Genomic DNA, 12309 nt, shown 5'->3' with positions numbered 1-12309 from the left:
GGTGTCATATCCGACAAGCTCATCGGAGGCACTGCGGTGAACGAACTGCCGCAACAGCTGGCCAACGGCCTTGCCCTCGGCGCCCTCTATGGCCTCATAGCCATCGGGTACACCATGGTCTACGGCATCGTCCAGCTCATCAATTTCGCCCACGGCGAGATCTTCATGATCGGGGGCTTCGGCGCCCTCACCACCTACACACTGCTCCCAGGCGGAACAGCCCTGCTGGTGGCCATACCTCTCATGATCGTCGGCGGCGCCATCGCCTCCGTCGCCGTAGCAACCGCCGCGGAACGCTTCGCCTACCGCCCCCTGCGCGGAGCCCCCAGACTCGCCCCCCTCATCACCGCGATCGGCCTCTCGATCGTCCTCCAGCAGCTCGTCTGGGGCTTCTACCCCGACGCGAAGAAGCCCCTCAGCTTCCCCGAATTCCACGGAGGCTCCTTCCAGCTGTTCGACAACCTCTACCTCCAGCGCGCGGACGCCTTCATCCTCGTGCTCGCCCCCCTGTGCATGCTCGCCCTCGGCATGTTCGTCTCCAAGAGCCGCAGCGGCCGCGCCATGCAGGCCACCGCACAGGACCCCGACACGGCCAAGCTCATGGGCATCAACACCGATCGCATCATCGTCATGGCCTTCGCCATCGGCGCCGCCTTCGCAGCCGTCGCAGCCGTCGCCTACGGACTCGACAAGGGCCAGATCGGCTGGGAGATGGGCTTCCTCCTCGGACTCAAGGCGTTCACCGCCGCAGTCCTCGGCGGCATCGGCAACATCTACGGAGCCATGGTCGGCGGAGTCGTCCTCGGACTCGCCGAAGCCCTCTCCATCGCCTACATCGAACACATCCCCGGCATGGAACAACTGGGCGGCGGCGCCTGGGCCAACGTCTGGGCATTCGTACTTCTCATCGTCGTCCTCCTCGTCAGGCCACAAGGCCTGCTCGGCGAGCGCGTCGCGGATCGGGCGTGAGAGCCATGACAACCGACACCACCACCCCCGACGGCACCGCCTCCCGGACCACCGGCCTGCGCCGCCTCACCGCCCTCGGCGCCGTCGCGACCATCGCCAGCACCTTCACGGCCTGGACCTACACCGACGAGTTCCCCGGCGACCTCACCGTCTACGGCTACCCCGGCGGCCTCCAGGTCCTCACCCTCGTCGCAGGCGCCCTCGTACTCCTGTACGCACTCGCCGCCCTCGACACCCCAGGCCTCCGCTGGCTCGCACCCACCGGCACCACCAAGGCCCTCCAACTCCTCGCCCTCGGCACCTTCGCGACCACCTGGTTCACCGTCGCCGCCATCGCCGTGGAACTCGGCGGCGTCGTCAACCTCGACCCCGGCGGCTTCATCGCGGCAGTGGCCTCCGCCATCCCCCTCGCCGCCTTCCTCCTCCCCGACGACACCCACAAGGCCGCACGGCCCAGAAAGCTCCCCTCCTGGGCCGAGATCCTCATCATCGTCGCCGCCTTCGGCATCGGCCTCTTCGTCGTCACCTACGGCATCGGCACCGAATACGCCGAACTCTTCACCGGCTACATGATCACCGCAGGCTTCGTCGCCGGCGCCCTCTTCAAAGCCGGCCTCATGGCCCGGCTCTCCGCACTCACCGCCACCTACCGCTCCATCGCCGTGGCAGCCGCCTTCGTCGCCGCCGCCGCCTTCCCCTTCACCCAGACCACCGACCAGTTCACCCTCATCGCGGTCAACATCCTGATCTTCGCGACCGTCGCACTCGGACTGAACATCGTCGTCGGCCTCGCCGGACTCCTCGACCTCGGATACGTCGCCTTCCTCGGCGTCGGCGCCTACACCGCCGCCCTCGTCTCAGGCACCACCGCATCCGCCTTCGACGTCCACTTCCCCTTCTGGGCAGCCGTCCTCACCGGAGCAGCCGCCTCCCTCGTCTTCGGCGTCGTCATCGGAGCACCCACCCTCCGCCTCCGCGGCGACTACCTCGCCATCGTCACCCTCGGCTTCGGCGAGATCTTCCGCATCACCGTCGGCAACCTCGACGGCGTATCCGGACCCCAGATCACCAACGGCCCCAACGGCGTACCCAACATCCCCGACCTCAACTTCTTCGGATACGACTTCGGGGACTCACACACCGTCCTGGGAATCGAACTCGGCGGATACGCCAACTACTACCTGCTCATGCTGCTCGCGATGATCCTCGTGGTCCTCGTCTTCAGCCGCGCCGGCAGCAGCCGCATCGGCCGCGCCTGGGTCGCCATCCGCGAGGACGAGACCGCCGCCACCGCCATGGGCATCAACGGCTTCCGCGTCAAACTCATCGCCTTCGCACTCGGCGCCACCCTCGCCGGCCTCGCCGGCACCGTACAGGCACACGTACAGAGCACCGTCGTCCCCGAGATGTACGTCTTCGCCGGACCCGTACCCCCCAACTCCGCCTTCCTCCTCGCCGCCGTCATCCTCGGCGGCATGGGGACCATCAGCGGACCCCTCATCGGCGCCACGCTCCTCTACATGATCCCCGCGAAGCTGCAGTTCCTCCAGGACTACCAGCTCCTCGGCTTCGGCCTCGCCCTCATCCTGCTGATGCGCTTCCGCCCCGAAGGCCTCATCGCCAACCGGCGCGCCCAGCTCGAATACCACGAGACCGACCAACTCGACACACCCGAGGGCGCCCTGCCCGCATCCGGCGTCGGCACCGTGAAGGCGGGGGCGTGAACACCATGACGACCACCACCGAAACCACCACGCCCGTCCTCGACGCCGGCGGCGTCACCATGCGCTTCGGCGGCCTCACCGCCGTACGCGACGTCGACCTCACCGTCAACGCCGGCGAGATCGTCGGCCTCATCGGACCCAACGGCGCGGGCAAGACCACCTTCTTCAACTGCCTCACCGGCCTCTACGTCCCCACCGAGGGCAAGGTCCGCTACAAGGGCACCGTCCTGCCCCCCAAGCCCCACCTCGTCACCCAGGCAGGGATCGCCCGCACCTTCCAGAACATCCGGCTCTTCGCCAACATGACCGTCCTGGAGAACGTCCTCGTCGGACGCCACACCAGGACCAAGGAAGGCCTCTGGTCAGCCCTCCTGCGCGGCCCCGGATTCAAGAAGGCAGAAGCCGCCTCCCACGCACGCGCCATGGAACTCCTCGAGTTCATCGGCCTCCAGGACAAGGCCGACCACCTCGCGCGCAACCTCCCCTACGGAGACCAGCGCAAGCTGGAGATCGCACGCGCACTCGCCAGCGACCCCGGACTCCTCCTCCTCGACGAGCCCACCGCCGGCATGAACCCGCAGGAAACCCGCGTCACCGAAGAACTCATCTTCGCCATCCGCGACATGGGCATCGCCGTCCTCGTCATCGAGCACGACATGCGCTTCATCTTCAACCTCTGCGACCGCGTCGCCTGCCTCGTCCAAGGCGAGAAACTCGTCGAAGGCACCCCCGAGACCGTCCAGAGCGACGAACGCGTCGTCGCCGCCTACCTCGGCACCCCCTTCGAAGCGGACACCCCCGAGAAGGCCACCGCAACAGCCCTCTCGGACCCGGACCCGACCACCGAGGCGACCGAGCCCAAGGCGGTCCCGGACCAACGCACCACCAGCACAGAAGGGGACGACCAGTGACCGCACTGCTCGAGGTCGAAGACCTCAGGGTCGCCTACGGCAAGATCGAAGCCGTCAAGGGAATCTCCTTCACCGTCGAAGCCGGCCAGGTCGTCACCCTCATCGGCACCAACGGTGCCGGCAAGACCACCACCCTGCGCACCCTCTCCGGCCTCCTCAAGCCGTCCGGCGGCCGCATCCTCTTCGACGGGAAGCCCCTCACCGGCATCCCCGCACACAAGATCGTGTCACTCGGCCTCGCCCACTCCCCCGAGGGCCGCCACATCTTCCCCCGCCTCACCATCACGGAGAACCTCCGCCTCGGCGCCTTCCTCCGCACCGACAAGGCGGGCATCGAGAAGGACATCCAGCGCGCCTACGACCTCTTCCCCATCCTCGGGGAACGCCGCAAGCAGGCCGCCGGAACCCTCTCCGGAGGCGAACAGCAGATGCTCGCCATGGGACGCGCCCTCATGTCCCAGCCCAAGCTCCTCATGCTCGACGAACCCTCCATGGGCCTCTCGCCGATCATGATGCAGAAGATCATGGAGACCATCGTCGAGCTCAAGGCGTCCGGCACGACGATCCTCCTCGTCGAGCAGAACGCCCAGGCCGCCCTCTCCCTCGCGGACCAGGGCCACGTCATGGAGGTCGGCAGGGTCGTCCTCTCCGGCACCGGCGCCGACCTGCTCCACGACGAATCGGTCCGCAAGGCCTACCTCGGCGAGGACTGAGCACCACCCACGCCCCACGAGAAGGGCCCGCTCCCGGGATGTCCCGGGAGCGGGCCCTTCTCCTGTGCGGCTGCCTACTCGGCGGCCTTCTTCTTCTCGTCGGCGTCCTCGATCAGCGCCTCGGCCAGCTGCTGCATCGACATCCGCCGGTCCATCGACGTCTTCTGGATCCAGCGGAACGCGGCCGGCTCGGAAAGGCCGTAGTCCGTCTGCAGGATGCTCTTCGCCCGGTCCACCAGCTTCCGGGTCTCCAGCCGCTGCGACAGGTCCGCGATCTCGCTCTCCAGCGCCTTCAGCTCCGCGAACCGGGACACGGCCATCTCGATGGCCGGAACCACGTCGCTCTTGCTGAACGGCTTCACCAGATACGCCATCGCCCCGGCGTCCCGGGCCCGCTCGACCAGGTCCCGCTGCGAGAACGCCGTCAGCATCAGAACCGGGGCGATGGACTCCTCGGTGATCTTCTCGGCGGCGGAGATCCCGTCCAGGACGGGCATCTTCACATCGAGGATCACGAGGTCGGGGCGGTGCTCCCTGGCCAGCTCGACGGCCTGCTGCCCGTCCCCGGCCTCGCCGACGACCGAGTAGCCCTCCTCCTCCAGCATCTCTTTGAGGTCGAGGCGGATGAGGGCCTCGTCCTCGGCGATGACGACGCGGGTCGTCAGCGGCGGGACGTGCGACTTGTCGTCGTCGACGGCGTCTACGGGCTGGGGCGACTCGGGGGTGGTCACGGGGCTCCTTGATCAAGACAGGGGTGCTGCTCCCAAGAGCCTACCTAGTTACGGTATGTTTGAGGCACGGAGGGTCTTCCGCACCCTTCGTTTCGAAGGAGCCCCGGTAGCCCAGCGGAAGAGGCGATGGATTCAAAACCCATTCAGCGTCGGTTCGAATCCGACTCGGGGCACTTTCCCTTCCTTTCCAAGGTTGATCTGCATATTGGCGATCTTCACCCTTGCCGGTGAACGCATCTTCGAATCTGGTTCGTGCCAACGAATGCCACCGGACACTCGGTGCATGGAACAGCACAACCCATCCATTCGCGACGAAGCGCTCGCCCTCCTCAGGGGCGGGATCACCAATCGAGCAGTCGCAGAACTTTTCGATGTGCCTCGCGGAACGGTCGGCTGGTGGCTGCACGAGGACCGCAAGCAGCGGGGAGTCCAGTACACACAACCGACCGATTGCCCCGCCTGCACCGACCGGCCTGTGGATCGCGGCGCATACGCCTATCTGCTGGGCCTCTACTTGGGCGACGGACACATCACCTCCAAGCCCAAACAGCACCACTTATCGATCTTCTGTGGCGAGGGATGGCCCGGATTGGTCGATGAGGCCGAAGCAGCCATGCGCAGCGTGATGCCTCTGCCTCGCACTGGACGGCGGCACAGAGGGGGGTGCGTGGAGGTCAAGTCCTTCACGAAGCACTGGGTATGCGTCTTCCCTCAACACGGACCAGGGAAGAAGCACGAGCGCCCCATCACCCTGGAGCCCTGGCAGCAGGAGATAGTCGATGCCCACCCTTGGAATCTCGTCCGAGGCCTCATCCACTCCGACGGCTGCCGGAGCATGAACTGGACCACTCGCACCGTCGGCGGCGAGCGGAAGCGATACGAGTACCCCCGGTACTGGTTCACCAACGTCTCCGACGACATCCGCCGGATCTACACCGACACCCTGAACAAGCTCGGTATCGAGTGGACGCACTGCACCCGCGCAGGCAAGGAGTACAACATCTCCGTAGCCCGACGGGCGTCCGTAGCCCTCATGGACGCTCACGTCGGGCCGAAGTACTGACGACCGTTACTTCGGGCTGTCGTCCTCGCCGATGCGGTGCACCCGTACCAGGTTCGTCGAGCCCGCGACGCCGGGCGGGGAGCCGGCCGTGATGACCACGATGTCGCCCTTCTGGCAGCGGCCGATCCGCAGCAGCTCCTCGTCCACCTGGGCCACCATCGCGTCCGTGGACTCCACAGACGGCCCGAGGAACGTCTCGACGCCCCAGGTCAGGTTCAGCTGCGCGCGGGTCGCCTCGTCCGGGGTGAAGGCCAGGAGCGGGATCGGGGAGCGGTAGCGGGAGAGGCGTTTGACCGTGTCGCCGCTCTGGGTGAAGGCGACGAGGAACTTGGCTCCGAGGAAGTCGCCCATCTCGGCTGCCGCGCGGGCCACCGCGCCGCCCTGGGTGCGGGGCTTGTTGCGGTCGGTGAGGGGCGGGAGGCCCTTGGCGAGGATGTCCTCCTCGGCGGCCTCGACGATGCGGGCCATGGTGCGGACCGTCTCGACGGGGTATTTGCCGACGCTGGTCTCGCCGGAGAGCATCACGGCGTCGGTGCCGTCGATGACGGCGTTGGCGACGTCGGAGGCCTCGGCGCGGGTGGGGCGGGAGTTGTCGATCATCGAGTCGAGCATCTGGGTGGCGACGATGACGGGCTTGGCGTTGCGCTTGGCGAGCTTGATGGCGCGCTTCTGGACGATCGGGACCTGTTCCAGGGGCATTTCGACGCCGAGGTCGCCGCGGGCGACCATGATGCCGTCGAAGGCGGCGACGATGTCGTCGATGTTCTCGACGGCCTGGGGCTTCTCGACCTTGGCGATGACGGGGAGGCGGCGGTCCTCCTCGTCCATGATGCGGTGGACGTCGTCGATGTCGCGTCCGGTCCGTACGAAGGAGAGGGCGATGACGTCGGTGCCGGTGCGCAGGGCCCAGCGGAGGTCCGCGATGTCCTTGTCGGAGAGTGCGGGGACGGAGACGGCGACTCCGGGGAGGTTGAGTCCCTTGTGGTCGGAGACCATGCCGCCTTCGATGACGGTGGTGTGGACGCGGGGTCCGTCGACCTCGGTGACTTCGAGGGTGACGCGGCCGTCGTCGATGAGGATGCGTTCGCCGGTGGTGACGTCGGCGGCGAGTCCTTCGTAGGTGGTGCCGCAGGTGGTGCGGTCGCCTTCCATGGGTTCGACGGTGATGGTGAAGTCGTCGCCGCGTTCAAGGAGTACGGGACCTTCGGCGAAGCGGCCGAGGCGGATCTTCGGGCCTTGAAGATCGGCGAGGATTCCGACGCTGCGGCCGGTTTCTTCGGAGGCTTTGCGTACCTGGTGGTAGCGCTGTTCGTGTTCGGCGTAGGTGCCGTGGCTGAGGTTGAGGCGGGCGATGTCCATTCCCGCTTCGACGAGTGCCTTGATCTGCTCGTATGTGTCGGTTGCGGGTCCCAGGGTACAAACGATTTTCGCTCGGCGCATGGTTCGAGCCTAGACCTTACCTATGAGTAGGTAATTGTCCGCGCATGACTGTTCAACGGCCTCTGGGTGAAGGGATATTGCTAACTGTTGAATTGTGCGGCGGCGTGCTCCGATGAGCGCACGCCCCTGGTGTGCCGTCGGGTGTCGGGGGGCTGCCGGTCACCGGATCGAAACCTGTGTGGGGTGTTGCGGGTGGGGTCGGCTGGGCCAGAATCTACGCGCGTTGTTCGATCGAGCGAGGAGTCAAGGATGCCGTTGAACCGTAGGACCTTTCTGGGCAGTTCGGCCGTTGCGGGGGCCGGGGTGGCGCTGGCCGGAGGGGTCGGTGCCGGGCCCGCGGCGGCCTCGGAGTCGAAGGGACACGGGCACGGCCGTCCGTCGAAGCGGTACTCGTTCACGGTGATGGGGACGACGGACCTGCATGGGAACGTCTTCAACTGGGACTACTTCACGGACAAGGAGTTCGACGACTCGGCGCACAACGACGTGGGTCTGGCGAAGATCTCGACGTTGGTGGATCAGATCCGGGAGGACCGGGGCCGCCGGAACACGTTGCTGATCGACGCCGGTGACACGATCCAGGGCACGCAGTTGTCGTACTACTACGCGAAGATCGATCCGATCACGGCGAAGCGTGGTCCGGTGCATCCGATGGCCCAGGCGATGAACAAGATCGGTTACGACGCCGCGGCGCTCGGCAACCATGAGTTCAACTACGGGATTCCGGTGTTGCGGAAGTTCGAGGAGCAGTGCGACTTCCCACTCCTGGGGGCGAATGCGCTGGACGCGAAGACGTTGCGTCCGGCGTTCGCGCCGTATGTGATCAAGCGGGTGCGTACGCCGCACGGTCGCGATGTGCGGGTGGCGGTGCTGGGGTTGACGAATCCCGGGATCGCGATCTGGGACAAGGCGAACGTGGGCGGGAGGATGGTGTTCCCGGGTCTTGAGGAGCAGGCGGCGAAGTGGGTGCCGAAGCTTCGTTCGATGGGTGCGGATGTGGTGGTGGTGTCGGCGCATTCGGGTTCGTCGGGTACGTCGTCGTACGGGGACCAGTTGCCGTACGTGGAGAACGCGGCGGGTCTGGTGGCGGAGCAGGTGCCGGGGATCGACGCGATCCTGGTGGGTCACGCGCACTCGGAGATCCCTGAGTACTTCGTGACGAACAAGGAGACGGGGAAGCGGGTCGTCCTCTCGGAGCCGTTGAAGTGGGGGCAGCGGCTGACACTGTTCGACTTCGACCTGGTGTGGGAGAAGGGCCGCTGGGCGGTCGAGAAGGTCGGCGCCTCGGTGCTGAACTCGAACACGGTGGAGGAGGACCCGCGGATCACGTCGATGCTCGGTGACGAGCACACCAAGGTGGTGGCGTACGTGAACCAGGTGATCGGTACGTCCGTGGCGGCGATGTCGACGGCGGACGCGCCGTGGAAGGACGAGCCGGTGATCGATCTGATCAACCTGGTTCAGACGGAGACGGTGGAGGAGGCGCTGGCGGGCGGGGAGTACGCGGCGTTGCCGGTGCTGTCGCAGGCGGCGTGTTTCTCGCGTTCGGCGGCGATTCCCGCGGGTGAGGTGACGATCAAGGATGCCGCGGGGTTGTATCCGTTCGAGAACACGTTGGAGGCGAGGCTTCTGACGGGTGCGCAGTTGAAGGACTATCTGGAGTATTCGGCGAGGTACTACGTGCGGACGGCTGCGGGTGCGCCGGTGGACACGTCGAATTTGACGAATGCGGAGAACATTCCGGATTACAACTATGACGTGGTGTCGGGGGTCACGTACGACATCGATATCGCGAAGCCGGTGGGTTCTCGGATCGTCGGGTTGTCGTTCGATGGGGCACCGGTGGATCCGGCTGCGCGGTTCGTGTTCGCGGTGAACAACTACCGGGCGAGTGGTGGGGGTAATTTCCCGCATGTGCCGGGTGCGAAGCAGCTGTGGGCGAATTCCGATGAGATCCGGAACACGATCATCGGGTGGGTGCAGGCGAAGGGTTCGGTGGATCCGGCGGAGTTCGCGTCGGTGGACTGGCGTCTGACGCGTGAGGGAGTGCCGGTCTTCTGAGGCCGGCGCGGGCCTCCGCGCCGCGGGCCTCCGCGCCGCGGGCTTCCGGAGCACGTCGTGCGACGGGCTCCGGAAGCCGGGGCGTTTCCGGTCGGTGGGCCGTTCGAGGGTCTCGTGCGGGATCAGCGCACGAGTGTCGCCTCCGGCGAGGTCCAGGTCTGCGTGGGCGGCGCGTGGTCCTTGTCACCCAGGGCCTTGTCGAAGACCAGGCGTAGCCGGTAGGTGCCGGTGTGCCGTTCGTGCGGGCGCCGTCCCAGGCGTGGAAGTCCATCCCGGTCCCCGCGCCGGCGTTCCGTGAGACCCAGCGCTCGTCGTAGGGGGTGGCGACCGTCCGGCCGCGTTTGGGCCAGTTCGGCGGTGGTGGCGTAGGGCTGTTCTCCGTCCACGGCGCGCAGGGCGGCCATGGCGTCGACACGGCCCGAGCCTTGGTGTGCGACGGGTTCGGGGCCGTGTTCCGGGTCTCCGGTCAGGCCGAGGGGGGTCGCGGTCGCCTGGAGGACGGATCGTACGCGGGCGGGGGTCAGTCGGGGGTCGCGCTGGAGGAGGAGGGCTGCGACGCCTGCGACGTGGGGTGAGGCCATGGATGTTCCGGACATGACGCCGTACGGGCCGGCGTCCGGGGGCATGGACGAGAGGATGTAGCCGCCGGGAGCCGCGATGTCGGGTTTGAACTCCAGTTCGTTGCCGGGTCCCCACGAGCCTTGCCGGTGAGGGAGCCCGCGGGAAGCGGATCGCACGAGGGAGCGGGACCACCGGGAAGGTGCCGGTGGGCGGCAGGGAGGGGCGCGGCCGAAGTCCTCGTAGGGGAGGTTCGTCTCCTGTTCGTCGCCCTCGTCGGTCGCGGTCTTGCCGTGCGGAGCTCGCGGGTGGTGATCGACCAGCGGTTCCTCAGCTCGCCGGAGATGATCGGGCAGTTGAACGAGTCGTTGGAGGAGGGCGTGCAGGTCCGCACGGTGAAGGACGTGCCGCTCAAGTTGATCATCTGTGATGGTGAGGTGGCGATGCTTCCTCTGCGGGGCCGGGGTGCGGATGTGAGCCCGAGTCTGGTGTTGCGCGACGGTCTGGTGAATATCGCTCGGTCGCTCTTCGAGGTCGTGTGGGAGCAGGGCAGGCCTTACGGTGCCACCGGGCTCGGCCTTGACGCGATGGACTCGAGCATTCTGCGGCTGTTGCTCGCCGGCCTTACGGACTCGGCGGTGGCCGGCCAGTTGGGGCTCTCCTCGCGCACGGTGCAACGGCGCGTCCAGGCGTTGATCCTTCGTGCTGGTGTGAGCACCCGGATACAGCTGGGGGTGGCATGCGCGTCACCACGGTTGGGCCCGACTCCGGCCGGCGGCGTGTGGGGGCGGTGTGCGAGGGGCGGTCGTCGTCCTCCCTCCGGGGGAGGTGGGTGATCGCCCTTCGCGTGTTCGGGCCGGTCAGTTCGCCCGGGTGAGCGGGGTGTGGGTGGCGCCCTGCGAGGGGATTCCGGGGGCGGTGTGGGGGGTGAGGCCGAAGGTGGTGAAGGCGGTGCGCTGCGGGAGGGGGTAGGGGTCGGTGCCGGTGAGGTTGTTGAGGATGGTGGCGCTGCGCCAGGCGGCGAGGCCGAGGTCGGGGGCGCCGACTCCGTGGGTGTGGCGTTCGGCGTTCTGTACGTAGATGTTTCCGGTGAGGGTGGGGTCGAGGTCGAGGCGGAAGTCGGTGTGGATGCGGGGGCGTCCTTGGGTGTCGCGGCGGATGTGGGGGGCGATGCCGGTGAGGAGGGTGTCGAGGGGGCGTTCGCGGTAGCCGGTGGCGAGGACGACGGCGTCGGTGGTGAGGCGGCTGCGGGTGGCCTGTTGGGTGTGTTCGAGGTGGAGTTCGATGCGGTTGCCGTTGCCGGAGAGGCGGCCTGCGGTGCGGACGCCGACGCCGGGGGTGAGGGTGGCGTCGGGCCAGCCGCCGTTGAGGGTGCGGCGGTAGAGCTCGTCGTGGATGGCGGAGATGGTGTCGGTGTCGATGCCTTTGTGGAGTTGCCACTGCTGGGGGACGAGGGTGTCGCGTACGTGTTCGGGGAGTGCGTGGAAGTAGTGGGTGTAGTCGGGGGTGAAGTGTTCGAGGCCGAGTTTTGAGTACTCCATGGGTGCGAATGCCTGGGTGCGGGCGAGCCAGTGGATCTTCTCGATGCCTACGGGGCGGGCGCGGAGGAGGTCGAGGAAGATCTCGGCGCCTGACTGGCCGGAGCCGATGACGGTGATGTGGTCGGCCTTGAGGAGTTCTTCGCGGTGGTGGAGGTAGTCGGCGGAGTGGATGACGGGGACGCCGGGGGCTTCGGCGAGGGGGCGGAGGGGTTCGGGGATGAAGGGTGCGGTGCCGACGCCGAGGGCGATGTGGCGGGTGTGGGTGCGGCCGGGTGCCTGGGCTTCGCCGTCGGGGCCGAGCCGGGTGTGGTCGACCTCGAAGTGGGAGCGGTCGGTGTTCCAGGTGATGGCGTCGACGCGGTGGTTGAAGTGGATGGTGGGGAGTTGTTCGCTGACCCACCGGCAGTAGGCGTCGTATTCGGCGCGGTGGATGTGGAATTGCTCGGCGAAGTAGAAGGGGTAGAGGCGGTCGCGGGTGCGGAGGTAGTTGAGGAAGGTCCAGGGGCTGGTGGGGTCGGCGAGGGTGGTGAGGTCGGCGAGGAAGGGGACTTGGAGGGTGGCGCCGTCGATGAGGAGGCCGGGGTGCCAGTGGAAGGCG

11 protein-coding genes and 1 tRNA gene are annotated in these 12309 nt (G+C 67.2%); 8 read left to right on the top strand and 4 right to left on the bottom strand.

What is annotated here, in order from left to right; all coding sequences use genetic code 11:
• Positions 1-36 precede the first annotated feature (36 nt).
• From B9S57_RS19745 to B9S57_RS19730, 4 genes are read left to right on the top strand one after another with little or no spacing between them, the layout of a single operon-like run.
• On the top strand, positions 37-969 hold the full coding sequence (locus tag B9S57_RS19745) for a branched-chain amino acid ABC transporter permease (RefSeq protein WP_103516881.1): 933 nt from the start codon (positions 37-39) through the stop codon (positions 967-969).
• Positions 970-974: 5 nt separating this feature from the next.
• Complete coding sequence (locus tag B9S57_RS19740) at positions 975-2693, top strand: branched-chain amino acid ABC transporter permease (RefSeq protein ID WP_103516880.1); 1719 nt, start codon at positions 975-977, stop codon at positions 2691-2693.
• A 5-nt stretch (positions 2694-2698) separates the two neighbouring features.
• Positions 2699-3604, top strand: coding sequence for an ABC transporter ATP-binding protein (locus B9S57_RS19735; RefSeq protein WP_103516907.1), 906 nt, complete (start codon positions 2699-2701; stop codon positions 3602-3604).
• Positions 3601-4317, top strand: a complete 717-nt coding sequence (locus B9S57_RS19730) for an ABC transporter ATP-binding protein (RefSeq protein WP_103516879.1) — start codon at positions 3601-3603, stop codon at positions 4315-4317. Before B9S57_RS19735 ends, B9S57_RS19730 begins: the two co-directional genes overlap by 4 nt.
• Positions 4318-4391: 74 nt before the next feature.
• On the opposite strand, the gene B9S57_RS19725 is transcribed toward B9S57_RS19730, so the two are convergent.
• Complete coding sequence (locus tag B9S57_RS19725; RefSeq protein WP_103516878.1) at positions 4392-5048, bottom strand: ANTAR domain-containing response regulator; 657 nt, start codon at positions 5046-5048, stop codon at positions 4392-4394.
• A 100-nt stretch (positions 5049-5148) separates the two neighbouring features.
• Here B9S57_RS19725 and B9S57_RS19720 point away from each other — a divergent pair.
• Positions 5149-5221 (top strand) — tRNA-Leu (locus B9S57_RS19720).
• Positions 5222-5331: 110 nt separating this feature from the next.
• Complete coding sequence (locus B9S57_RS19715) at positions 5332-6111, top strand: hypothetical protein (protein WP_103516877.1); 780 nt, start codon at positions 5332-5334, stop codon at positions 6109-6111.
• A gap of 6 nt (positions 6112-6117) precedes the next feature.
• Here B9S57_RS19715 and pyk read toward each other — a convergent pair whose 3' ends face one another.
• Positions 6118-7551 (bottom strand): pyruvate kinase, encoded by a 1434-nt coding sequence (pyk, locus tag B9S57_RS19710; protein WP_103516876.1) that lies wholly within the window; start codon positions 7549-7551, stop codon positions 6118-6120.
• Between the two features lie 249 nt (positions 7552-7800).
• Between pyk and B9S57_RS19705 the strand changes: the two genes are divergently transcribed.
• Positions 7801-9612, top strand: coding sequence for a bifunctional UDP-sugar hydrolase/5'-nucleotidase (locus B9S57_RS19705; RefSeq protein ID WP_103516875.1), 1812 nt, complete (start codon positions 7801-7803; stop codon positions 9610-9612).
• Positions 9613-9734: 122 nt separating this feature from the next.
• Here B9S57_RS19705 and B9S57_RS36255 read toward each other — a convergent pair whose 3' ends face one another.
• Positions 9735-10349 carry a S8 family serine peptidase gene (locus B9S57_RS36255; protein WP_308457408.1) on the bottom strand — a complete coding sequence of 205 codons (615 nt, stop codon included), beginning with the start codon at positions 10347-10349 and terminating at the stop codon, positions 9735-9737.
• Between the two features lie 129 nt (positions 10350-10478).
• On the opposite strand from B9S57_RS36255, the gene B9S57_RS35600 reads away from it, so the two are divergent.
• Positions 10479-11006, top strand: coding sequence for a hypothetical protein (locus B9S57_RS35600; protein ID WP_146057773.1), 528 nt, complete (start codon positions 10479-10481; stop codon positions 11004-11006).
• Between the two features lie 24 nt (positions 11007-11030).
• Here B9S57_RS35600 and B9S57_RS19695 read toward each other — a convergent pair.
• A partial coding sequence (locus B9S57_RS19695; protein WP_258036465.1) for a lysine N(6)-hydroxylase/L-ornithine N(5)-oxygenase family protein occupies positions 11031-12309 on the bottom strand: 1279 nt, incomplete at its 5' end.

The organism is Streptomyces sp. SM10, from assembly GCF_002910915.1.
Classification (GTDB): domain Bacteria; phylum Actinomycetota; class Actinomycetes; order Streptomycetales; family Streptomycetaceae; genus Streptomyces.
Note: the sequence above shows the minus strand (reverse complement) of the source record. Positions and strands in the feature narration are given on the sequence as shown.